This is a genomic window from Klebsiella sp. RHBSTW-00484 (genome assembly GCF_013705725.1).
Classification (GTDB): Bacteria; Pseudomonadota; Gammaproteobacteria; order Enterobacterales; family Enterobacteriaceae; genus Klebsiella.
Map to the genome: position 1 here is coordinate 1,926,921 of NZ_CP055481.1, position 23,738 is coordinate 1,950,658.

Genomic DNA, 23,738 nt, shown 5'->3' on the forward strand with positions numbered 1-23,738 from the left:
TGCCGGTGACAGATTATGCTTGCTGCTGAGACGACTGAATCGCGGTCAGAGCGATGGTGTAGACGATATCGTCTACCAGCGCGCCACGGGACAGGTCGTTCACTGGCTTACGCATACCCTGCAGCATTGGTCCGATGGAGATCAGGTCGGCAGAACGCTGTACGGCTTTATAAGTGGTGTTACCGGTGTTCAGGTCCGGGAAGATGAACACGGTAGCGCGACCGGCAACCGGAGAGTTCGGCGCTTTGGATTTCGCAACGTCAGCCATTACCGCGGCGTCGTACTGCAGCGGGCCGTCGATCATCAGGTCAGGACGTTTTTCCTGCGCCAGACGAGTCGCTTCGCGTACTTTCTCTACATCGCTGCCTGCGCCAGAGGTGCCGGTGGAGTAGGAGAGCATCGCAACGCGCGGTTCGATACCGAAAGCAGTTGCAGAGTCTGCAGACTGAATGGCGATTTCAGCCAACTGTTCAGCCGTCGGATCCGGGTTGATCGCGCAGTCGCCGTAAACGTAAACCTGTTCTGGCAGCAGCATGAAGAACACGGAAGAAACCAGCGAGCTGCCTGGTGCAGTTTTGATCAGCTGCAGCGGCGGACGGATGGTGTTCGCAGTGGTATGAACCGCACCGGAAACCAGACCGTCAACATCGTCTTGTTCCAGCATCAGGGTGCCGAGAACCACGTTGTCTTCCAGCTGTTCGCGGGCGACGGTTTCGGTCATCCCTTTGCTTTTACGCAGTTCGACCAGACGAGCAACGTAGCTTTCGCGAACCACTTCTGGATCAACGATTTCAACACCCGTGCCCAGCTCAACGCCCTGCGATGCCGCAACGCGGATGATCTCATCCGGGTTACCCAGCAGCACGCAGGTGGCGATACCGCGTTCAGCACAGATAGCGGCAGCTTTAACGGTACGCGGTTCGTCACCTTCCGGCAGAACAACGCGTTTGCCGGCTTTACGCGCCAGCTCGGTGAGCTGATAGCGGAAGGCAGGCGGAGAGAGGCGACGGCTGCGCTCGGAAGTGGCGGTCAGGGATTCAATCCAGTCAGCGTTGATGTAGTTAGCAACGTATTCCTGAACTTTCTCGATGCGCGCGTGATCGTCAGCCGGGACTTCGAGGTTAAAGCTCTGCAGGCTGAGAGAGGTCTGCCAGGTGTTGGTGTTAACCATGAATACCGGCAGGCCGGTCGCAAATGCACGTTCGCACAGCTTGCTTACACGAGGGTCCATTTCATAGGCCCCGGTCAGCAGGATAGCGCCGATTTCTACGCCGTTCATCGCTGCCAGACAGGCTGCAACCAGCACGTCAGGGCGGTCTGCGGAGGTGACCAGCAGAGAACCGGCACGGAAGTGTTCCAGCATATGCGGGATGCTACGTGCGCAGAAGGTCACAGACTTCACGCGGCGAGTATTGATGTCGCCTTCGTTGATGATGGTGGCGTTCAGGTGATGCGCCATATCAATCGCACGAGTGGCAATCAGATCGAAGCTCCACGGCACTGCGCCAAGAACCGGTAGCGGGCTACCGTTTTGCAGCAGAACCGGGTCAATTTTCACGACTTTCGCTTTGGAAGAGTCATCGAAAATTTCGGACAGGTCCGGGCGGGTGCGACCCTGCTCATCAACCGGAGCGTTCAGCTTGTTGACGATAACGCCGGTAATGCTGGTGTTTTTCGCGCCGCCGAAGCTGCTGCGAGTCAGTTCCATGCGTTCTTTCAGCTGTTCCGGAGTATCGGTGCCCTGAGACATCACGAAGACGATTTCCGCGTTCAGCGTTTTAGCAATTTCGTAGTTCAGCGACTGGGCAAACTGATGTTTGCGGGTCGGCACCAGGCCTTCAACCAGCACGACTTCAGCATCCTGAGCATTAGCATGGTAGTTGGCGATGATCTCTTCCATCAGCACGTCTTTCTGGTTGCTGGAAAGCAGCGACTCAACGTGGCTCATTTTTAACGGTTCTGCGGCCGGAAGGTCGGAGTTCGCGCGAATGATGGTAGTGGTCTGGTCTGGTGCATCGCCACCAGCACGCGGCTGGGCGATAGGTTTAAAGACGCTCAGACGAACGCCTTTACGTTCCATAGCACGGATAACGCCGAGGCTGACGCTGGTCAGGCCTACGCTGGTTCCGGTAGGGATCAACATGATTGTACGGGACACGATATATCCTCTTTCGTTACCGCCAGTATCGGGCGGGATACAAAACAGCACCGCCAGCTAGGCTGGCGGTGTGGAATCAAGCGGTCAGACGGTTGGCGTCTTGCGCGATGACCAGCTCTTCGTTGGTCGGAATGACGACAGCCGGGCGGGTGCCTTCTTTGTTGATGAAGCCAGACTTGCCGAAACGGGCAGCCAGGTTGCGTTCGTGATCAACTTCGAAGCCCAGAACGCCCAGTTTGCCCAGGGATAGCTCGCGAACCATAGCCGCGTTCTCACCGATACCACCGGTGAACACAACTGCGTCCAGACGACCGTCCATCAGCGCGGTATAGGAACCGATGTATTTTGCCAGGCGATGGCAGTAAACGTCCATTGCACGTTTAGCATCTGCTTTTTCTTTGTAGTTGTCTTCAACATAGCGGCAGTCGCTGGTCACTTCGGTCAGACCGAGCAGACCGGACTCTTTGGTCAGCATTTTGTTGATAGCGTCTACGCTCATGCCAAGGGCATCGTGCAGATGGAAAATGATTGCTGGATCGATGTCACCAGAACGGGTGCCCATGACCAGACCTTCCAGCGGGGTCAGCCCCATAGAAGTATCAACGCATTTACCGTTGCGGATAGCAGAAACGGAACCACCATTGCCCAGGTGGCAGGTGATGATGTTCAGTTCTTCAACCGGTTTGTTCAGAACCTTAGCGGCTTCCTGAGTCACATAGAAGTGGCTGGTGCCGTGCGCGCCGTAGCGACGTACGCCGTGCTCTTTGTACAGGCTGTACGGCAGGGCATAAAGGTAAGATTCTTCCGGCATGGTCTGATGGAACGCGGTGTCAAACACGGCAACGTTCTTGTCTTTCAGATGCGGGAAGGATTTCAGTGCTTCTGCGATACCGATCAGGTGCGCCGGGTTGTGCAGCGGAGCGAAAGATGCGGAATCTTTGATACCCTGGATGACGGAGTCATCAATCACTACGGAGCTGGTGTATTTCTCGCCGCCGTGAACGATACGATGGCCAATAGAGGTTATCTGAGCGGACAGTTCTGGTTTTTGTGCCAGAATAGTGTTAACGATAAAGTTAAGTGCTTCACTGTGAGCAGCGCCCGCGCCTAATTCGGCTTCTTGCTTGCTGCCGTCCATTTTCCATTTGATACGGGCTTCCGGAAGATGGAAACATTCAGCTAAACCGGACAGGTATTCGTCACCGTTTAGGGCATCAAGGATAGCGAATTTCAGAGAGGAGCTACCGCAGTTCAGAACCAGTACTAACTTACTCGACATGGAAGTACCTTTTATGATACGTGGCTAAAAAAACGTCAGTGTGTCACAAAGCGTAGCGCAGGATGACATCGACATTTATGATTAACATCATGCCTTGAACGTTTTTGGGCATGATGGGAGAAGTACATTTGATTTTATGCCATTTTGCCTAATTTTCAGCTAATGGCAGAATATGCGATAATTTGACTAATCTGGTAAAAGGGTCTAACTGCCCTTCAGGTCGGCACAGAATACCTGATTGCGTAACCATTGCCAAAATCTTTTGAACGTTGTCATGCACAGTTGGTGTTTTGCACGAATTTTTTAAGTTTTATATGTAAAGTTGAGGTAAAGCCATGTCCAGTCCCGAGAATCGCCCCGTTAGCTTTTTTGGCTTGTTTCGCCATGGGCAGCACTACGCAAAGACCTGGCCTCTGGATAAACGTCTCGCTCCGGTATTTATCGAAAACCGCATTATTCGCGCCACCCACTATGCGATTCGCATTATGCCGCCAGTCGCTATCTTCACACTGTGCTGGCAAATCGCCCTTGGCGGGCAATTAGGTCCAGCTGTCGCCACGGCGCTGTTTGCGCTGAGCCTGCCGATGCAAGGTTTATGGTGGCTGGGGAAACGTTCAGTTACGCCGCTGCCGCCATCGGTGCTGAATTGGTTTTATGAAGTTCGCGGTAAACTGCAGGAGGCGGGGCAGGCGCTGGCACCGGTTGACGGCAAGCCCGATTACCAGGCTTTAGCTGACACGCTTAAGCGCGCCTTCAAACAACTGGATAAAACTTTCCTGGATGATTTGTAATTGCATCAGGAAAACGCATATAAAAGAAGGCGCATGATTCATGCGCCTTCTTTTTTCACGCCAAAAAGTGCTACAGGAGTCAAAAAATGGAAATGACCAATGCGCAGCGTCTGATTTTATCTAATCAGTACAAGATGATGACGATGCTCGACCCGGACAACGCTGAACGTTACCGTCGTCTACAGACCATCATTGAGCGTGGATATGGGTTGCAGATGCGCGAGCTGGACCGCGAATTTGGCCAGCTGACAGAGGAAACCTGCCGTACCGTCATTGATATCATGGAGATGTATCACGCATTGCATGTCTCCTGGACTAACCTCAAGGATTCCAGCGAAATCGACGAGCGTCGGGTGACTTTCCTTGGTTTTGACGTGGCGACCGAAGCCCGTTACCTCGGATATGTTCGCTTTATCGTTAACATTGAAGGGCGTTACAGCCATTTTGACGCCGGGACTCACGGCTTCAATTCGCAAACCCCAATGTGGGAAAAATACCAGCGTATGCTTAACGCCTGGCACTCTTGCCCGCGTCAGTATCATTTAAGCAGCAACGAAATTAATCAAATTATCAATGCCTGATGGAGGTTCCCGTGCAGTGTAAAGGTTTCCTGTTTGATCTTGACGGGACATTGGTCGATTCGTTACCAGTAGTGGAACGTTCGTGGTGCAAATGGGCGGATCGGTTCGGTATCCCGCACGATGAAGTATTGAACTTCATTCATGGCAAGCAGGCGATAACCTCGTTGCGTCATTTTCTACCCGGCCGCAGCGAAGAAGAGATTCAGGCCGAGTTCACCCGGCTGGAAACGGTAGAGGCGACGGATACGGATGGCATAACGGCGCTGCCTGGGGCGGTTGCGTTACTCAATACTCTCGACCAGGCCGGTATTCCCTGGGCGATCGTGACGTCGGGTTCGATACCTGTCGCCCATGCACGTCACCGTGCGGCGGGGTTGCCTGACACCAATGTTTTCGTCACCGCCGAGCGTGTGAAACACGGAAAGCCCGCTCCGGACGCTTATCTGTTGGGGGCTGAACTGTTGGGTCTGGAGCCGAAAGATTGCGCTGTCGTGGAGGATGCCCCTGCCGGGCTGCTCTCCGGGCTGACTGCTGGCTGCCGGACTATCGCAGTAAATGTGCCTGCGGATGCGCCGCGGCTTGATGAAGCAGATTTTGTGTTAACGACGCTTGAGAACCTGAAGGTTGAGCGTCTGGTCGACGGCAATGTGAATGTTAGCCTTAAAGACTAATCTCATGATTTAGCCCCGCACTGGCGGGGCTTTTTTATGCCAAACTTCCAACTCCATCTTCTGACAAGGATAAGTTGTGAACGGTGAATTGATTTGGGTGTTATCTCTTCTTGCCGTAGCCGTAGTGCTCTTTGCCACCGGAAAAGTGCGCATGGACGCTATCGCACTGTTAGTCATTGTTGCTTTTGTCCTTAGCGATACGCTGACCCTCAGCGAAGCTTTCTCAGGTTTTAGCGATCCCAACGTCATTCTTATCGCCGCGCTATTTATTATTGGCGATGGTCTGGTGCGTACCGGGGTCGCTACCAAAATGGGGTCCTGGCTGGTGAAGGTTGCCGGTAACAGCGAAACCAAAATGCTGGTGTTTCTCATGCTTACCGTTGCCGGATTGGGCGCTTTTATGAGCTCAACGGGCGTGGTGGCTATTTTTATTCCTGTGGTGCTTAGCGTTTCAATGCGCATGAATACGTCGCCCTCGCGCCTGATGATGCCGCTCAGTTTTGCCGGACTGATCAGTGGGATGATGACCCTGGTCGCCACGCCTCCCAACCTGGTGGTCAACAGCGAGCTTTTACGTGAAGGGTTACAGGGATTTGGCTTTTTTAGCGTCACGCCAATAGGCCTGGTGGTACTGGTACTGGGTGTTTTCTATATGCTGGTGATGCGCTTCATGCTCAGAGGGGAAGAGAGCGAGCAAGCGCGTGATGGCCGTAAAAGAAGCACTTTCCGCGATTTAATCAAAGATTACCATCTGACGGGGAGAGCGCGCCGTCTGGCAATTCGTCCCGGATCGCCAATGATTGGCCAGCGCCTGGATGATCTGAAACTGCGCGAACGCTACGGTGCGAACGTTATCGGGGTTGAGCGCTGGAGACGTTTTCGGCGAGTTATCGTTAACGTAAATGGAGTATCGGAATTTCGCGCTCGTGATGTATTGCTGATCGATATGTCCGCCTCGGATGTGGATTTACGCCAGTTCTGCGGCGAGCAAATGCTCGAACCTATGATCCTGCGCGGCGAGTATTTTTCCGACCAGGCTCTGGACGTAGGGATGGCGGAGGTCTCGCTGATCCCCGATTCCGAGCTGATAGGCAAAACGGTGCGCGAAATCGCTTTTCGTACTCGTTTCGATCTAAACATCGTGGGGCTAAAGCGTGATGGTAAAGCCCTTGATGGCGCGGTGACCGATGAGTCTTTGCAACTTGGCGATATCATGCTGGTGGTCGGTAACTGGCGGCAAATTGCCCTGTTGGCTAAGCGGGGCCGCGACTTTGTGGTGCTGAATATGCCAATTGAAGTCAATGACGCCTCACCTGCGCACAGTCAGGCTCCGCACGCCATTTTCTGCCTGGTGCTGATGGTAGCGCTGATGCTGACTGACGAAATTCCCAACCCGATAGCAGCCATTATCGCCTGTTTGCTGATGGGTAAATTCCGTTGTATTAACGCCGAGAGCGCATACAAAGCGATTCACTGGCCGAGTATTATTTTGATTGTCGGGATGATGCCTTTTGCCCTGGCGTTGCAAAAAACCGGCGGTGTGGATCTGGTGGTTAAAGGCTTGATGGACGTAGCGGGCAGTAGAGGGCCATATCTGATGCTTGGCTGCCTGTTCGTGATGTGTGCAGCGATTGGCTTGTTTATCTCAAACACCGCCACCGCGGTGCTGATGGCGCCCATTGCGCTGGCGGCGGCGAAGTCGATGGGGGTATCGCCTTATCCCTTCGCGATGGTGGTGGCAATGGCGGCTTCAGCGGCGTTTATGACGCCTGTATCGTCGCCGGTGAATACGCTGGTGCTTGGGCCGGGTAAGTATTCATTCAGCGATTTCGTAAAGATTGGCGTACCGTTTACCGTGATGGTCATGGTGGTGTGCGTACTGCTGATCCCGGTGCTGTTTCCGTTCTGATTCCGCAGATAAATCGCCCCGGTCATGCATCTGCTGACCGGGGATAAGCCTGTTTATAAAGGTGAGTCCTGGCTAATTTCATCCAGTGAAAGATGGAAGCTTGGCACAAATACCTGCATAAAATAGTCCATCTCCTCGCTGCGGCGTGATTCCAGCGTTTTCTCAAGACGACCTTTGGCCAGCAGAAACTCATTGTTGCCCGCCGACAGTTCTTCCAGGCACTTAAGATAGGCGCATAGCGCATCAGCCTGTTTAACGAGGGATTTCTCCTCATCGCTATAGTGATGCTCGTCAATCAGCGGCTCAAAAATATCGCGTAATTCATCAGGAACCATCTCGATCAGCTTCTGCTGAGCGATTTTCTCGATGGCTTTGTATTCTTGCGCAATCTGCGAGTTGAAATACTTCACTGGAGTAGGGAGATCGCCGGTCAGGACTTCCGAAGCATCGTGGTACATCGCTAACAATGCAATCCGTTCGGCATTAACCTGGCCGCCAAATTTACGATTTTTAATGGCTGCCAGCGCATGGGCAACCATCGCCACCTGCAAACTGTGTTCGGAGACGTTTTCGGTGCGCACATTGCGCATCAGCGGCCAGCGGCCGATCAGTTTCAGGCGGGAGAGGTGGGCAAAGAAATGACTCTGACTCATAGGAACCCTTAATCAGTAACAACGTCGGGGGTCATTGTGCGCAGGGATTGCCGCCGGATGCAAATTCCGGCGGCGGGTCTGACAAAATCAGAGCTGATGGTAACCGGAAAGGAAACGACCGAAGCGGGTGATTGCCAGTTCCAGATCGTCTTCACGTGGGAGGGTGACAATACGCACGTGATCCGGCCACGGCCAGTTGAATGCTGTACCCTGAACCAATAGCACTTTTTCCTGCAGCAGGAAATCCAGCACCATCTTCTGGTCATCGTGGATATTGAAGCGTTTGGCGTCGATTTTCGGGAACATATACAGCGCGCCTTTCGGCTTGGTGCAGGATACGCCAGGAATTTCGTTAATGAGCTCCCACGCGCGATTACGCTGTTCGTATAAACGCCCACCGGGAACGATAAATTCGCTGATGCTCTGATATCCGCCAAGCGCCGTTTGAATCGCGTGCTGAGCCGGGACGTTGGCGCACAGGCGCATAGAGGCCAGCATTTCCAGGCCTTCAATATAGCCCTTCGCGTGCTTCTTCGGCCCGTTAAGCACCATCCAGCCCTGACGGAAGCCTGCAACGCGGTATGTTTTTGACAGGCCGTTAAAGGTGATGGTGAGCAGGTCCGGCGCCAGCGGCGCGATAGAGTGGTGCTGTGCGTGATCGTAGAGGATCTTGTCGTAGATCTCATCGGCGAAAATAATCAGATTATGCTGACGGGCGATCTCGACGATCTCCATCAGCAGCTCTTTTGAATACACCGCACCCGTTGGGTTATTCGGGTTGATAATCACAATGCCGCGAGTACGCGGAGTGATTTTAGCGCGGATATCATCGAGGTCCGGGAACCAGTCGGAAGACTCATCACAAAGGTAGTGCACCGCTTTTCCGCTGGAAAGAGACACTGCGGCGGTCCATAAAGGATAATCGGGCGCGGGTACCAGCATCTCATCGCCGCTATTAAGCAGCGCCTGCATGGCCTGCACGATAAGCTCAGAAACCCCGTTACCGATATAGATATCTTCGACCGTGACATCGCGCATGCCGCGGGCCTGGTAGTGCTGCATAATGGCTTTGCGGGCGGAATAGAGGCCCTTAGAGTCGCAGTAGCCCTGGGCTGTCGGGAGATTTCGGATGACGTCGACGAGAATTTCATCAGGTGCGTCAAAGCCAAACGGCGCCGGGTTGCCGATGTTCAGCTTCAGGACTTTATTGCCTTCTTCTTCAAGGCGTTTAGCCTCTTTCAGAACCGGGCCGCGGATATCGTAACAGACGTTATCTAACTTGCTGGATTTTTCGATGGGGGACATGAACCTTTGACCTTTTAGCTGTTATCGCCACTCCCTGCCGTGGAAGTCAGCACGGAATAATGTACTCCGCATCCCCGCTGTTTTGAAGGGTTAACAGGAGAAGATTTTGCCATAAATGTTTTTTTAGTGTAATCAATTTGCCTGTGGAATGGTCGGTTAGTTTATACAATATACCTAATATGCTTAATGTCGTGGTTTTATGTTGTGCATGCGTGATTTTTTATGAAAGTTTATCTGGTTTGTACTTAAGGAAGGCGACGGGCGCTGGTTTTTTGCGCATAAAACACGTTATCCATTTTTGACAACTTTAACTCACAATACACTGAAGTTTGTAACAAACGTGGCAGTCATTTTTTAATGGAAAACATTTAATAAATTAATGAATCTTATTTTTTGAAAGGAATATTCTTAGATTTGTTAATTTAATTAAGGTGCTGAAAAATGTTTAAAATCACCTGAGATAATACTGAATAACACTTATAAATATTGCGGTTTTCGGTTAGAATATCGCCGTTAATAGTGATATGCCGCTATGTCAGGCAGCGTTTTCTATTAATACATTGTTATTGCAGGTTTTTTTGTTTGTCTTTCCTGAGGCTACAACAAGATTTACTTGCTTGTAGATAGCAGATAATGGTCGTTGATGGCATATTTTATGCGTTACATCACATAAAGCGGGAATACCGTAATTAAAAGCGCTTAGGTCTACGAACAAAATATTACTCAAAAATTCCGCACATTTGCTGCGGACGAGTGTTTTCAAATGCAATAACGTTCTTCCAGTTGTTCATCCATTGCGGATAACACGAGGCTTAAGGAATAGCCGGAAGCTGGACACAGCATCAACAAGGCAAGAATCAGTCGCCTGTAAGTGAAGCAAATATGATAAATGAAAATCGCCCGATACTAAATTTAGACCTCGATTTACTGAGAACCTTTGTTGCCGTCGCCGATCTCAATACGTTTGCCGCTGCCGCCGTGGCGGTGTGTCGTACACAGTCAGCGGTAAGCCAGCAGATGCAACGACTGGAGCAACTGGTTGGAAAAGAACTCTTTGCTCGCCACGGGCGCAATAAATTACTCACGGAACAGGGTATTCAGCTACTGGGGTATGCGCGGAAAATTCTGCGCTTCAATGATGAAGCCTGCATGTCGTTAATGTTCGGCAGCCTACAGGGAACGCTAACCATCGGCGCATCCGATGAGACGGCGGATACAATTCTGCCGTTCTTATTGAATCGAATCGGAAGTTTTTATCCCAAATTGACGCTGGAAATCAAAGTTCTTAGCCATGTTGATGTAGTAGAGATGCTAAAGAATGGGGTGATTGATCTCGCGCTGACAACCCGTCAAACGGACAACTTAGAGACGTTGACGTTACGTCGCTCGCCGACGCTGTGGTACTGCGCAGCAGATTATGACCTTCCACAAGGCGAATCTATACCGCTTATCTTACTGGATGCGCCGGGTCCGTTCCGGGAGGATATCATTTCGGTACTCAATACGGCCCAGTTGCCCTGGCATCTGGCCCATGCGGCATCCTCACTGGCGGGCGTTAATGCCGCGGTGAAGGCTGGGCTTGGCGTGACCGCGCAACCCGTTGAAATGATGAACCCGGCGCTCCGGGTGCCGGGCAGGAGCGATGGCTTACCTGTTTTGCCGGATACACACTATGTGTTGCTCTGCGATCCACAGAAGGCCAGTGAGTTATCTCGCACCATTTTCCAGTCTCTAAGTGCGGATCGCGAACTGTTGTCAACAGAGCATGTTTATACCCCTGAAGGGGGAGATAATTCCCTGGTTTCCTGAAGGGCAAAAAGCTAACAAACATCACAAAAACTGGTAACAAAATGTAAGTGTAAAAAAGAACCACAGAAAGCTGAAATGGGCACTGTGGTTCTTTTTTTTCAAATTTTATTGAAGAATTGAATATATTATTGATTTGTTTTTATTAAAATCAGTGAGTTAGTTTTGCGCTTCATCCCACTTCTGTACTTTTCTCGGCACTTTCAATACTTCCTGCTAATGTTAAAAAACCGGATGGTTTGTTGCTGTTTTTGGGGTTCAATTAACAAAAGCGTGTCACAGATCAAGAAAATACCCCTCCTTAGGGGGAGGAATCGTGGCTAAATCCTGTCAAAATAGCCGGGTAATTTTGATTTACGATTGAAACGGACACGATTCAACAGCATTAAATCCGAATGGTATGCAAGGTTATTCCGCATCAAAGGGCATTTAATGTTAATGAAAAAAATCAAATGTAAATTAATGTTGTTAAAACTTTTGTTGAAGTTGACAAAAGGTTAATGAAAGGAGTAAAAAGCCACCGCAACTGGCCTTCCGCATCAACCAGGGACGCTTTTTTGCACGGCTATTTTTTTATTCCTCCCCGTGAAACGCTGTGGCGTTCATCTGCCAGTAAGAGCAGAGGGTTTTAGCGCTACACTTTTTTGGTAAAGCTTTGCGTATGTCAACATCCACTGAAGTCATCGCTCATCATTGGGCATTCGCTATATTTCTCATCATCGCTATCGGTCTGTGCTGCCTGATGCTTGTCGGCGGCTGGTACCTCGGCGGACGCGCACGCGCGCGTAGCAAGAACACGCCATTTGAATCCGGGATCGACTCCGTTGGTTCAGCTCGCTTACGCCTTTCTGCGAAGTTTTATCTGGTTGCCATGTTCTTCGTTATCTTCGACGTGGAAGCCCTGTATCTCTACGCATGGTCGACTTCTATCCGTGAAAGCGGTTGGGTCGGCTTTGTGGAAGCCGCAATTTTCATTTTAGTGTTACTGGCTGGTCTGGTTTACCTCGTTCGTATCGGCGCACTGGACTGGACGCCTGCGCGCTCCCGTCGCACGCTGGTTAACCCGGAAACAGACAGTCCCACTAACCGTCATACGCAGTAAAAGCGAGGCAATAAGATGGATTATACGCTCACCCGCATCGATCCTAACGGTGAGAACGACCGTTACCCCCTGCAAAAACAGGAGATCGTAACTGACCCCCTTGAGCAAGAAGTCAACAAAAGCGTGTATATGGGGAAACTCGAACACGCGTTGCATGACATGGTGAACTGGGGCCGTAAGAACTCAATCTGGCCTTATAACTTTGGCCTTTCTTGCTGCTATGTGGAAATGGTGACGTCCTTTACCGCGGTGCACGATGTTGCGCGTTTTGGCGCTGAAGTGCTGCGTGCTTCCCCGCGTCAGGCGGACCTGATGGTAGTGGCGGGCACCTGCTTCACCAAAATGGCCCCGGTTATTCAGCGTCTTTATGATCAGATGCTGGAGCCAAAGTGGGTTATCTCCATGGGTGCATGCGCTAACTCCGGCGGTATGTACGATATTTACTCTGTCGTACAGGGGGTGGATAAGTTCATTCCGGTTGATGTTTACATCCCGGGCTGCCCGCCGCGTCCGGAAGCTTATATGCAGGCGCTGATGCTGCTGCAGGAATCCATTGGTAAAGAGCGCCGTCCTCTCTCGTGGGTGGTTGGCGATCAGGGCGTGTATCGCGCCAACATGCAGTCGGAACGCGAGCGTAAACGCGGCGAACGTATTGCAGTGACCAATCTGCGGACTCCGGACGAGATTTAACTTGCGCCTGCGGGCGGGAAAAAGACTTCGCAAATCAATCTACTAAAGCAGCGAAGCCTCGCCCGGCAGTCACCACGGACCTTTTGCAATGGTGAACAATATGACCGATTTAACTGCGCATGATGCCGCACCAGCCTGGCAAACCCGCGATCACCTTGATGACCCGGTGATCGGCGAACTGCGCAACCGTTTTGGGCCGGATGCCTTTACCGTTCAGCCAACCCGCACCGGCGTTCCGGTGGTTTGGGTGAAGCGTGAACAGCTGCTTGAGGTGGGTGATTTCCTGAAGAGATTACCAAAGCCTTACGTAATGCTGTTTGACCTACACGGCATGGACGAACGTCTGCGCACGCACCGCGACGGTTTACCCGCAGCGGATTTTTCCGTTTTCTATCACCTGATTTCAGTCGATCGCAATCGCGACATCATGCTCAAGGTTGCGCTGTCGGAAAACGATCTGCACCTGCCGACCTTTACCAAACTGTATCCCAATGCCAACTGGTATGAGCGTGAAACCTGGGAGATGTTTGGCGTCACCTTCGATGGTCACCCGAATTTGCGTCGCATCATGATGCCGTCAACCTGGGAAGGCCATCCGCTGCGTAAAGACTATCCGGCCCGCGCCACCGAATTCGATCCGTTTGAGCTGACCAAAGCTAAGCAGGATCTGGAAATGGAAGCGTTGACCTTCAAACCGGAAGAGTGGGGCATGAAGCGCGGCACCGAAAACGAGGACTTCATGTTCCTCAACCTCGGCCCGAACCACCCGTCTGCCCACGGTGCATTCCGTATTATTCTGCAGCTGGATGGCGAAGAGATTGTCGACTGCGTGCCGGATATCGGTTACCACCATCGTGGTGCTGAGAAAATGGGCGAACGCCAGTCCTGGCACAGCTACATCCCGTACACCGACCGTATCGAATACCTCGGCGGCTGCGTCAACGAGATGCCGTACGTGCTGGCGGTAGAGAAACTGGCGGGGATAACCGTGCCGGATCGCGTCAACGTGATTCGCGTGATGCTCTCCGAGCTGTTCCGCATTAACAGCCACCTGCTCTATATCTCAACCTTTATTCAGGACGTCGGCGCGATGACGCCGGTGTTCTTCGCCTTTACCGACCGCCAGAAAATCTACGATCTGGTGGAAGCGATTACCGGCTTCCGTATGCACCCGGCCTGGTTCCGCATCGGCGGCGTCGCCCACGACCTGCCGCGCGGTTGGGATCGTCTGCTGCGTGAATTCCTTGAGTGGATGCCAAAGCGTCTGGACTCCTACGAGAAAGCCGCGCTGCGTAACACCATCCTGATTGGCCGTTCAAAAGGGGTGGCTGCTTATGGCGCGAAAGAGGCGCTGGAGTGGGGCACCACAGGGGCTGGCCTGCGTGCCACCGGTATTGGTTTCGACGTTCGTAAATGGCGTCCCTATTCTGGTTATGAAAACTTCGACTTTGAAATCCCGACCGGCGGCGGCGTGTCCGACTGCTACACCCGCGTGATGCTAAAAGTGGAAGAGCTGCGCCAGAGCCTGCGCATTCTTCAGCAGTGCCTCGATAACATGCCGGAAGGCCCGTTCAAAGCGGATCACCCGCTGACCACGCCGCCGCCGAAAGAGCGCACGCTGCAGCATATCGAAACCCTGATTACGCACTTCCTGCAGGTTTCCTGGGGCCCGGTCATGCCAGCCAATGAATCCTTCCAGATGGTTGAAGCGACGAAGGGTATTAACAGTTACTACCTGACCAGCGACGGCAGCACCATGAGCTACCGCACCCGCATCCGTACGCCGAGCTATGCGCACCTGCAGCAGATCCCGGCGGCGATTCGCGGCAGCCTGGTATCAGACCTGATCGTCTATCTGGGTAGTATCGATTTTGTTATGTCAGACGTGGACCGCTAATTATGCACGAGAATCAACAACCACAAACCGAGGCTTTTGAGCTGAGTGCGGCAGAGCGTGAGGCGATTGAGCACGAAAAGCACCACTACGAAGACCCGCGTGCGGCGTCCATTGAAGCGCTGAAGATCGTTCAGAAGCAGCGCGGCTGGGTGCCGGACGGCGCAATCTACGCTATCGCCGATGTGCTGGGGATCCCGGCCAGCGACGTAGAAGGCGTGGCAACGTTCTACAGTCAGATTTTCCGCCAGCCAGTAGGCCGTCACGTGATTCGCTACTGCGACAGCGTGGTGTGCCATATCACTGGTTTCCAGGGCATTCAGTCGGCTATCGAGAAGAAACTGGACATCAAACCGGGTCAAACCACTTTTGATGGCCGTTTCACTCTGCTGCCGACCTGTTGCCTGGGCAACTGCGACAAGGGGCCGACGATGATGATTGATGAGGACACTCACAGTTATCTGACGCCGGAAGCGATTCCTGACCTCCTGGAGCGGTATAAATGAAAACCATTATTCGTACTGCCGAAACCCATCCGTTAACCTGGCGTCTGCGTGACGACAAACAGCCGGTCTGGCTGGATGAATACCAGAGTAAAAACGGTTATGCCGGGGCGCGTAAAGCGCTCTGTGGGATGGCACCGGACGAAATCGTTAATCAGGTAAAAGACGCTGGCCTGAAAGGGCGCGGCGGTGCAGGCTTTTCCACGGGGCTGAAGTGGAGCCTGATGCCGAAAGACGAATCCATGAACATCCGTTACCTGCTGTGTAATGCCGATGAAATGGAGCCGGGCACCTATAAAGACCGCCTGTTGATGGAACAACTGCCGCACTTGTTGGTGGAAGGCATGCTGATCTCCGCGTTTGCGCTGAAAGCGTATCGCGGCTACATCTTCCTGCGCGGCGAATATATTGAAGCTGCTCAGCATCTGCGCCGGGCGATTGCCGAAGCGAACGAAGCGGGTCTGCTGGGAAAAAACATTCTTGGTAGCGGTTTTGACTTCGAACTGATTGTTCACACCGGGGCAGGGCGTTACATCTGCGGCGAAGAAACCGCGTTGATTAACTCTCTCGAAGGCCGCCGCGCGAACCCGCGCTCCAAGCCGCCGTTCCCGGCGAGCTCCGGCGTGTGGGGTAAACCGACCTGCGTTAACAATGTCGAAACCCTGTGCAACGTCCCGGCGATTCTGGCCAACGGCGTCGAGTGGTATCAGAACATCTCCACCAGTAAAGATGCGGGAACCAAGCTGATGGGCTTCTCCGGTCGGGTGAAAAATCCGGGCGTCTGGGAGCTGCCGTTCGGCACCACTGCGCGCGAGATCCTTGAAGATTACGCGGGAGGTATGCGCGATGGCCTGAAGTTCAAAGCCTGGCAGCCGGGCGGCGCGGGAACTGATTTCCTGACAGAAGCGCATCTTGACCTGCCGATGGAGTTTGAAAGCATTGGTAAAGCGGGGAGTCGTCTCGGCACTTCGCTGGCGATGGCCGTTGACCACGAAATCAACATGGTATCGCTGGTGCGCAACCTGGAAGAGTTTTTCGCCCGTGAGTCTTGCGGCTGGTGTACACCTTGCCGCGACGGCCTGCCGTGGAGTGTGAAAATTCTGCGCGCCCTTGAGCGCGGCGAAGGCCAGCCGGGGGATATCGAGACACTTGAGCAACTGTGTCGATTCCTCGGGCCGGGTAAAACCTTCTGCGCCCATGCGCCAGGTGCGGTTGAACCGCTGCAGAGCGCGATTAAATATTTCCGCGAAGAATTCGAAGCTGGCATTAAGCAGCAGTTCAGCAATACCCATGCAATCAATGGGATTCAGCCGAACCTGCTTAAAACGCGCTGGTAATCTAAAGAATTATTTATTTTGGAAGCACGCTAATGGCTACGATTCATGTAGACGGCAAAGAATACGAGGTCGATGGAGCGGACAACCTGCTAGAGGCTTGTCTCTCTCTGGGTCTTGATATTCCCTATTTTTGCTGGCATCCGGCGCTGGGAAGCGTTGGTGCTTGCCGCCAGTGTGCGGTGAAGCAATATCAAAACGCGGAAGACACGCGTGGCCGCCTGGTGATGTCCTGTATGACACCGGCATCCGACGGCACTTTTATTTCTATCGACGACGCAGAAGCGAAGCAGTTCCGCGAGAGCGTAGTTGAGTGGCTGATGACCAACCACCCGCACGACTGTCCGGTCTGCGAAGAGGGCGGTAACTGTCACTTACAGGATATGACCGTAATGACCGGTCATAGCTTCCGTCGCTATCGTTTCACCAAGCGTACCCACCGTAATCAGGATCTGGGGCCGTTCATCTCGCATGAAATGAACCGCTGCATCGCCTGCTACCGCTGCGTTCGCTACTACAAAGATTATGCTGACGGCACCGATCTGGGCGTTTATGGCGCTCACGACAACGTCTACTTCGGTCGTCCGGAAGATGGCGTGCTCGAGAGCGAATTCTCCGGCAACCTGGTGGAAGTCTGCCCGACCGGCGTGTTTACCGATAAAACGCACTCCGAGCGCTATAACCGTAAATGGGACATGCAGTTTGCGCCAAGCATCTGCCAGCAGTGTTCCATTGGCTGCAATATCAGCCCCGGTGAGCGCTACGGTGAACTGCGCCGTATCGAAAACCGTTACAACGGTACCGTTAACCGTTACTTCCTCTGCGACCGCGGTCGTTTCGGCTATGGCTATGTGAACCTGAAAGACCGTCCGCGTCAGCCGGTTCAGCGCCGTGGCGACGACTTCATCACCCTCAACGCCGAACAGGCTATGCAGGGCGCGGCGGATATTCTGCGCCAGTCGAAGAAAGTCATTGGTATCGGCTCCCCGCGCGCCAGCATCGAAAGCAACTTCGCGCTGCGCGATTTGGTCGGCGCCGATAACTTCTATACCGGCATTGCTAAAGGTGAACAAGAACGCCTGCAGATGATGCTGAAAGTGCTGCGCGATGGCGGTATTCATACCCCGGCGCTGCGCGAAATTGAATCTTACGATGCGGTGCTGATCCTCGGTGAGGACATCACCCAGACCGGCGCACGTATTGCGCTGGCTGTGCGTCAGGCGGTGAAAGGCAAAGCACGTGAAATGGCGGCGGCGCAGAAAGTCGCCGACTGGCAGATCGCCGCGATCCTTAACATTGGCCAGCGCGCGAAGCATCCGCTGTTCGTCACTAATATTGATGACACTCGTCTTGATGATATCGCCGCCTGGACCTACCGCGCACCGGTAGAGGATCAAGCGCGCCTCGGCTTTGCTATTGCCCATGCGCTGGATGACAGCGCCCCGGTGGTGGAAGGGCTGAGCAGCGATCTGAAAGGTAAAGTTGATGTGATCGTTCAGGCATTGGCCGGAGCGAAAAAACCGTTGATTGTCTCCGGAACCAACGCCGGGAGCATTGAGGTTATTCAGGCGGCGGCAAACGTCGCGAAAGCCTTGAAAGGACGCGGTGCTGACGTCGGCGTGACCATGGTTGCGCGCGCGGTGAACAGCGTTGGCCTCGGTATGATCGGCGGCGGCTCGCTTGAAGAGGCGCTGAGCGAACTGGAAACCGGTGCTGCCGACGCGGTTATTGTGCTGGAAAACGACCTGCATCGTCATGCTTCTGCCGCCCGCGTTGATGCAGCGCTGGCGAAAGCGCCGCTGGTAATGGTGGTTGACCATCAGCGTACGGCGATTATGGATAAAGCGCATCTGGTGCTCTCCGCGGCAAGTTTTGCGGAAAGCGATGGCACGGTGGTGAATAACGAAGGTCGCGCCCAGCGCTTCTTCCAGGTTTACGATCCGGCCTACTACGATGCGAAAACCGTGATGCTGGAAAGCTGGCGTTGGCTGCACTCGTTGCACAGCACCGTCAACAACCGTCAGGTCGACTGGACGCAGCTGGATCACGTTATTGACGCTGCGATTGCCGCACTGCCGCAGTTAGCCGGTATCAAAGACGCCGCGCCGGATGCGACCTTCCGTATTCGCGGCCAGAAGCTGGCCCGTGAACCGCATCGCTACAGCGGCCGTACGGCGATGCGCGCTAACATTAGCGTGCATGAACCGCGTCAGCCGCAGGATAAGGACACCATGTTCGCCTTCTCCATGGAAGGGAACAACCAGCCATCCGCTCCGCGTTCGCAGATTCCGTTCGCCTGGGCGCCGGGCTGGAACTCCCCGCAGGCGTGGAACAAGTTCCAGGATGAAGTGGGCGGGAAACTGCGCCATGGCGATCCGGGCGTGCGTCTGATTGAAGCCTCCGCCAGCGGTCTGGAGTACTTTACCATGGTACCGGCAAGCTTCGAAGCTGAAGAAGGGAAATGGCGTATCGCGCCTTACTACCATCTGTTCGGCAGCGACGAAATGTCTCAGCGTTCTCCGGTGTTCCAGAGCCGTATGCCGCAGCCGTACGTTAAGCTTAACCCGGTAGATGCCGCGAAGCTGGGCGTAAATAACGGCGCGATGGTCTCCTTCAGCGTTGAAGGTCAGACCCTTAGTCTGCCGCTGGTGATTTCGGCGGGGCTGACGGCAGGGCAGGTTGGCTTACCGATGGGCATGCCGGGCATCGCACCGGTACTGACCGGTGCGCGTATTGATACTTTGCAGGAGGCGAAAGCATGAGTTGGTTAACTCCCGATCTCATCGACATTCTGTTAGGCATCCTCAAGGCGGTGGTGATTCTGCTGGTGGTGGTGACCTGCGGTGCGTTCATGAGCTTTGGCGAACGCCGTCTGCTCGGCCTGTTCCAGAACCGCTATGGACCTAACCGCGTGGGCTGGGGCGGCTCGCTACAGCTCGTTGCCGACATGATCAAAATGTTCTTTAAAGAGGACTGGGTACCGAAATTCTCGGACCGCATGATCTTTACCCTGGCACCGGTTATCGCCTTCACCTCGCTGCTGCTGGCCTTCGCCATTGTGCCGGTCAGCCCAAGCTGGGTGGTTGCCGATCTTAACATCGGGATCCTGTTCTTCCTGATGATGGCAGGCCTCGCGGTGTACGCGGTGCTGTTCGCCGGTTGGTCGAGCAACAACAAATACTCGCTGCTGGGTGCGATGCGTGCTTCTGCGCAAACCCTGAGCTACGAAGTGTTCCTCGGGCTTTCCCTGATGGGCGTGGTGGCGCAGGCCGGTTCATTCAATATGACCGACATCGTCAATAACCAGGAACATCTGTGGAACGTCATTCCGCAGTTCTTTGGCTTCGTGACCTTTGCGATTGCGGGCGTGGCGGTGTGTCACCGTCACCCGTTTGACCAACCGGAAGCGGAACAGGAACTGGCAGATGGTTACCACATTGAATATTCCGGCATGAAGTTCGGTCTGTTCTTCGTCGGCGAATATATCGGGATTGTTACCGTATCAGCGCTGATCGTGACGCTGTTCTTCGGTGGCTGGCAAGGTCCGTTCTTACCACCATTCATCTGGTTTGCGCTGAAAACCGCGTTCTTCATGATGATGTTCATTTTGATTCGTGCGTCCTTACCGCGTCCGCGTTATGACCAGGTAATGTCCTTCGGCTGGAAAGTGTGCCTGCCGCTGACGCTCGTCAACTTGTTGGTAACGGCAGCTGTCATTCTCTGGCAGCAGCCATAAGGGGCTTTAGACCATGACCTTAAAAGAATTATTGGTAGGGTTTGGCACCCAGGTCCGCAGTATCTGCATGATCGGGATGCACGCCTTTGCCAAACGTGAAACTCAGATGTACCCGGAAGAGCCGGTATATCTGCCACCGCGCTACCGTGGTCGTATCGTGCTAACCCGCGATCCGGACGGCGAGGAGCGCTGCGTTGCCTGTAACCTGTGTGCGGTAGCGTGTCCAGTGGGCTGTATCTCTCTGCAAAAAGCGGAGACCAAAGACGGTCGCTGGTACCCGGAGTTTTTCCGCATCAACTTCTCACGCTGCATTTTCTGCGGCCTGTGCGAAGAAGCGTGCCCGACCACGGCGATTCAGTTGACCCCGGACTTTGAGCTGGGCGAATACAAGCGTCAGGACCTGGTGTACGAAAAAGAGGATCTGCTGATTTCCGGTCCGGGCAAATACCCGGAATATAACTTCTACCGGATGGCGGGTATGGCAATCGACGGCAAAGATAAGGGCGAAGCAGAGAACGAAGCCAAGCCTATCGACGTCAAGAGCCTGTTACCGTAAGGAGAGGGCAATGGAATTCGCTTTTTATATCTGTGGCCTGATAGCCATCCTCGCCACCCTGCGGGTGATCACTCACACCAATCCGGTGCATGCGCTGCTGTACCTGATTATTTCGCTGTTGGCGATTGCCGGGGTGTTCTTCTCGCTGGGCGCTTACTTCGCCGGTGCGCTGGAAATTATCGTTTACGCCGGGGCCATTATGGTGCTGTTCGTCTTCGTGGTGATGATGCTCAACCTGGGCGGCAGCGAAATCGAGCAGGAACGTCAATGGCTGAAACCGGGGATCTGGATTGGCCCGGCCATCCTCTCCGCGGTGCTGCTGGTGGTTATCGTTTACGCCATGCTTGGTCTTAACGACCAGGGGATCGACGGTACGGCGATTAACGCCAAAGAAGTGGGTATTGCGCTGTTTGGTCCGTACGTACTGGCGGTGGAACTGGCTTCCATGCTGCTGCTGGCGGGCCTGGTTGTCGCCTTCCATATTGGCCGCGAAGAGCGCGTTGGTGAAGTGCTGAGCAACCGTCAGAACGACAGCGACAAGAGAAAAACGGAGGAACACGCATGATCCCCTTAACACATGGACTGATCCTCGCCGCCGTCCTGTTTGTCCTTGGCCTGACGGGGCTGATTATCCGTCGCAATCTGCTGTTTATGTTGATTAGCCTGGAGATCATGATCAACGCCTCCGCGCTGGCTTTCGTAGTTGCCGGGAGCTATTGGGGCCAGGCTGATGGCCAGATAATGTATATCCTCGCCATTACCCTCGCCGCTGCAGAAGCGAGTATCGGCCTGGCGCTGCTGCTGCAGCTCCATCGTCGTCGCCAGAACCTGAACATCGATTCAGTAAGTGAGTTGCGCGGATGAACATGCTTGCCTTAACCATTCTTTTGCCATTGATTGGCTTTGTTCTGCTGGCCTTCTCTCGCGGGCGCTGGTCGGAGAATCTGTCCGCCACCATCGGGATGGGCTCGGTTGGCCTGGCGGCGCTGGTGACGGCGTTTGTTGGCGTCGACTTCTTTGCTAACGGCAGGCAGGCGGTCAGCGTCCCGCTGTGGACCTGGATGTCGGTGGGCGACTTCAATATCGGTTTCAACCTGGTACTGGACGGCCTGTCGCTGACCATGCTTTCGGTGGTTACCGGCGTTGGCTTCCTGATCCACATGTTCGCCTCCTGGTATATGCGCGGAGAAGAGGGCTACTCCCGTTTCTTCGCCTATACCAACCTGTTTATCGCCAGCATGGTGGTTCTGGTTCTTGCTGATAACCTGCTGCTGATGTACCTCGGCTGGGAAGGCGTGGGCCTGTGCTCCTATCTGCTGATCGGTTTCTACTATACCGATCCGAAGAACGGCGCTGCGGCGATGAAAGCGTTTGTGGTGACCCGTGTTGGCGATGTGTTCCTCGCGTTCGCGCTGTTCATTCTCTACAACGAACTGGGTACCCTGAACTTCCGCGAAATGGTCGAACTGGCGCCTGCGCATTTTGAAGCCGGCAACAATATGCTGATGTGGGCTACCCTGATGCTGCTGGGCGGCGCGGTGGGTAAATCCGCGCAGCTGCCGTTGCAGACCTGGCTTGCTGACGCGATGGCAGGCCCAACGCCTGTTTCTGCATTGATCCACGCAGCAACAATGGTGACTGCTGGTGTCTACCTGATTGCCCGTACCCATGGCCTGTTCCTGATGACCCCGGAAGTGCTGCATCTGGTGGGGATCGTTGGGGCGGTGACGCTGGTGCTGGCGGGTTTCGCCGCGCTGGTGCAGACCGACATCAAACGCGTACTCGCTTATTCCACCATGAGCCAGATTGGCTACATGTTCCTCGCGCTCGGCGTGCAGGCGTGGGATGCGGCGATTTTCCATCTGATGACCCACGCGTTCTTTAAAGCGCTGCTGTTCCTGGCGTCCGGCTCGGTGATTCTGGCCTGTCATCATGAACAGAACATCTTCAAGATGGGCGGTCTGCGTAAGTCAATTCCGCTGGTATATGCAAGCTTCCTGATTGGCGGTGCAGCACTGTCCGCACTGCCGCTGATTACCGCAGGCTTCTTCAGTAAGGACGAGATTCTGGCGGGCGCGATGGCTAACGGTCATCTCAATCTGATGGTTGCCGGTCTGGTCGGAGCGTTTATGACCTCGCTGTATACCTTCCGCATGATTTTCATCGTGTTCCACGGCAAAGAGCAAATTCACGCACACGCAGGGAAGGGGATTACCCATCATCTGCCGCTGATTGTGCTGATGGTGCTGTCCACCTTCGTTGGCGCGCTGATTGTGCCACCGCTGCATGGCGTACTGCCGTCAACCACTGAGCTTGAGCATGGTCGCGTAATGACCCTGGAGATTACCTCTGGCGTTGTGGCGATAGCGGGCATCCTGATTGCCGCATGGCTGTGGCTGGGTAAACGCAGCCTGGTGACGTCGATTGCCAACAGCGCGCCGGGCCGTCTGCTCGGGACATGGTGGTATAACGCCTGGGGCTTTGACTGGCTATACGACAAAGTGTTCGTGAAACCGTTCCTCGGCGTGGCGTGGCTGCTGAAAAGCGATCCGCTAAACGCGTTGATGAACATCCCGGCGATCCTTTCCCGCTTAGCAGGCAAAGGCCTGGTGGTGAGCGAGAACGGCTATCTGCGCTGGTATGTGGCTTCGATGGGCATTGGTGCTGTCGTGGTGCTGGCGCTGCTGATGGTGTTGCGTTGATTTGAGCGCGCGGTTTTGCCCGGTGGCGCTTTGCTTACCGGGCCTACGAGACCGTAGGTCGGGTAAGC

General features: G+C 54.1%; 20 protein-coding genes. 16 read left to right on the top strand and 4 right to left on the bottom strand.

The features are described 5' to 3' along the window. Positions 1 to 13: 13 nt before the first annotated feature. Both pta and ackA read right to left on the bottom strand, forming a co-directional pair. Positions 14 to 2,158: a phosphate acetyltransferase gene (gene pta / locus HV213_RS09295; protein ID WP_181485472.1), complete on the bottom strand. Its 2,145-nt coding sequence runs from the start codon at positions 2,156 to 2,158 to the stop codon at positions 14 to 16. A 76-nt stretch (positions 2,159 to 2,234) separates the two neighbouring features. Continuing rightward, the gene (gene ackA, locus HV213_RS09300) at positions 2,235 to 3,437 is read right to left on the bottom strand and encodes an acetate kinase (RefSeq protein ID WP_110272271.1); all 1,203 of its coding nucleotides are present in this window, start codon (positions 3,435 to 3,437) and stop codon (positions 2,235 to 2,237) included. A gap of 335 nt (positions 3,438 to 3,772) precedes the next feature. On the opposite strand from ackA, the gene yfbV reads away from it, so the two are divergent. The 4 genes from yfbV to HV213_RS09320 all read left to right on the top strand — a co-directional run bounded on the left by yfbV (position 3,773) and on the right by HV213_RS09320 (position 7,389). Further along, the gene (gene yfbV, locus HV213_RS09305) at positions 3,773 to 4,228 is read left to right on the top strand and encodes a terminus macrodomain insulation protein YfbV (RefSeq protein ID WP_181485473.1); all 456 of its coding nucleotides are present in this window, start codon (positions 3,773 to 3,775) and stop codon (positions 4,226 to 4,228) included. Positions 4,229 to 4,314: 86 nt separating this feature from the next. Then, complete coding sequence (locus tag HV213_RS09310; RefSeq protein WP_181485474.1) at positions 4,315 to 4,809, top strand: YfbU family protein; 495 nt, start codon at positions 4,315 to 4,317, stop codon at positions 4,807 to 4,809. Between the two features lie 11 nt (positions 4,810 to 4,820). Beyond that, positions 4,821 to 5,480: a sugar phosphatase gene (locus HV213_RS09315; RefSeq protein WP_181485475.1), complete on the top strand. Its 660-nt coding sequence runs from the start codon at positions 4,821 to 4,823 to the stop codon at positions 5,478 to 5,480. A 76-nt stretch (positions 5,481 to 5,556) separates the two neighbouring features. Beyond that, positions 5,557 to 7,389: an SLC13 family permease gene (locus tag HV213_RS09320; RefSeq protein WP_181485476.1), complete on the top strand. Its 1,833-nt coding sequence runs from the start codon at positions 5,557 to 5,559 to the stop codon at positions 7,387 to 7,389. Between the two features lie 53 nt (positions 7,390 to 7,442). Here HV213_RS09320 and yfbR read toward each other — a convergent pair whose 3' ends face one another. Both yfbR and alaA read right to left on the bottom strand, forming a co-directional pair. Next, a complete protein-coding gene (gene yfbR / locus HV213_RS09325; protein WP_181485477.1) occupies positions 7,443 to 8,042 on the bottom strand; it encodes a 5'-deoxynucleotidase in 600 nt (199 codons plus the stop codon). An 87-nt stretch (positions 8,043 to 8,129) separates the two neighbouring features. Continuing rightward, positions 8,130 to 9,347 carry an alanine transaminase AlaA gene (gene alaA / locus HV213_RS09330; protein ID WP_110272277.1) on the bottom strand — a complete coding sequence of 406 codons (1,218 nt, stop codon included), beginning with the start codon at positions 9,345 to 9,347 and terminating at the stop codon, positions 8,130 to 8,132. Between the two features lie 882 nt (positions 9,348 to 10,229). On the opposite strand from alaA, the gene HV213_RS09335 reads away from it, so the two are divergent. The 12 genes from HV213_RS09335 to nuoL all read left to right on the top strand — a co-directional run bounded on the left by HV213_RS09335 (position 10,230) and on the right by nuoL (position 23,670). After that, positions 10,230 to 11,156: a LysR family transcriptional regulator gene (locus HV213_RS09335; protein ID WP_181485478.1), complete on the top strand. Its 927-nt coding sequence runs from the start codon at positions 10,230 to 10,232 to the stop codon at positions 11,154 to 11,156. A gap of 652 nt (positions 11,157 to 11,808) precedes the next feature. Further along, complete coding sequence (nuoA, locus tag HV213_RS09340; protein WP_004123140.1) at positions 11,809 to 12,255, top strand: NADH-quinone oxidoreductase subunit NuoA; 447 nt, start codon at positions 11,809 to 11,811, stop codon at positions 12,253 to 12,255. 15 nt (positions 12,256 to 12,270) lie between these two features. Further along, on the top strand, positions 12,271 to 12,945 hold the full coding sequence (gene nuoB / locus HV213_RS09345; protein WP_002913178.1) for an NADH-quinone oxidoreductase subunit NuoB: 675 nt from the start codon (positions 12,271 to 12,273) through the stop codon (positions 12,943 to 12,945). A gap of 88 nt (positions 12,946 to 13,033) precedes the next feature. Next, on the top strand, positions 13,034 to 14,842 hold the full coding sequence (nuoC, locus tag HV213_RS09350; protein WP_112212988.1) for an NADH-quinone oxidoreductase subunit C/D: 1,809 nt from the start codon (positions 13,034 to 13,036) through the stop codon (positions 14,840 to 14,842). Positions 14,843 to 14,844: 2 nt separating this feature from the next. Continuing rightward, on the top strand, positions 14,845 to 15,345 hold the full coding sequence (nuoE, locus tag HV213_RS09355; protein WP_004104075.1) for an NADH-quinone oxidoreductase subunit NuoE: 501 nt from the start codon (positions 14,845 to 14,847) through the stop codon (positions 15,343 to 15,345). After that, on the top strand, positions 15,342 to 16,679 hold the full coding sequence (nuoF, locus tag HV213_RS09360) for an NADH-quinone oxidoreductase subunit NuoF (RefSeq protein ID WP_112212989.1): 1,338 nt from the start codon (positions 15,342 to 15,344) through the stop codon (positions 16,677 to 16,679). The genes nuoE and nuoF overlap by 4 nt, the downstream gene beginning before the upstream one ends. Before the next feature lie 32 nt (positions 16,680 to 16,711). Then, on the top strand, positions 16,712 to 19,438 hold the full coding sequence (gene nuoG, locus HV213_RS09365; protein WP_181485479.1) for an NADH-quinone oxidoreductase subunit NuoG: 2,727 nt from the start codon (positions 16,712 to 16,714) through the stop codon (positions 19,436 to 19,438). Beyond that, complete coding sequence (nuoH, locus tag HV213_RS09370; protein WP_110272281.1) at positions 19,435 to 20,412, top strand: NADH-quinone oxidoreductase subunit NuoH; 978 nt, start codon at positions 19,435 to 19,437, stop codon at positions 20,410 to 20,412. The genes nuoG and nuoH overlap by 4 nt, the downstream gene beginning before the upstream one ends. A gap of 13 nt (positions 20,413 to 20,425) precedes the next feature. Continuing rightward, positions 20,426 to 20,968, top strand: coding sequence for an NADH-quinone oxidoreductase subunit NuoI (gene nuoI / locus HV213_RS09375; RefSeq protein WP_015365590.1), 543 nt, complete (start codon positions 20,426 to 20,428; stop codon positions 20,966 to 20,968). A 10-nt stretch (positions 20,969 to 20,978) separates the two neighbouring features. Next, positions 20,979 to 21,533, top strand: a complete 555-nt coding sequence (nuoJ, locus tag HV213_RS09380) for an NADH-quinone oxidoreductase subunit J (protein WP_181485480.1) — start codon at positions 20,979 to 20,981, stop codon at positions 21,531 to 21,533. Next, complete coding sequence (gene nuoK, locus HV213_RS09385; protein WP_110272284.1) at positions 21,530 to 21,832, top strand: NADH-quinone oxidoreductase subunit NuoK; 303 nt, start codon at positions 21,530 to 21,532, stop codon at positions 21,830 to 21,832. The genes nuoJ and nuoK overlap by 4 nt, the downstream gene beginning before the upstream one ends. Next, positions 21,829 to 23,670, top strand: a complete 1,842-nt coding sequence (gene nuoL / locus HV213_RS09390) for an NADH-quinone oxidoreductase subunit L (RefSeq protein ID WP_181485481.1) — start codon at positions 21,829 to 21,831, stop codon at positions 23,668 to 23,670. The genes nuoK and nuoL overlap by 4 nt, the downstream gene beginning before the upstream one ends. The last annotated feature ends 68 nt before the right edge of the window (positions 23,671 to 23,738 follow it).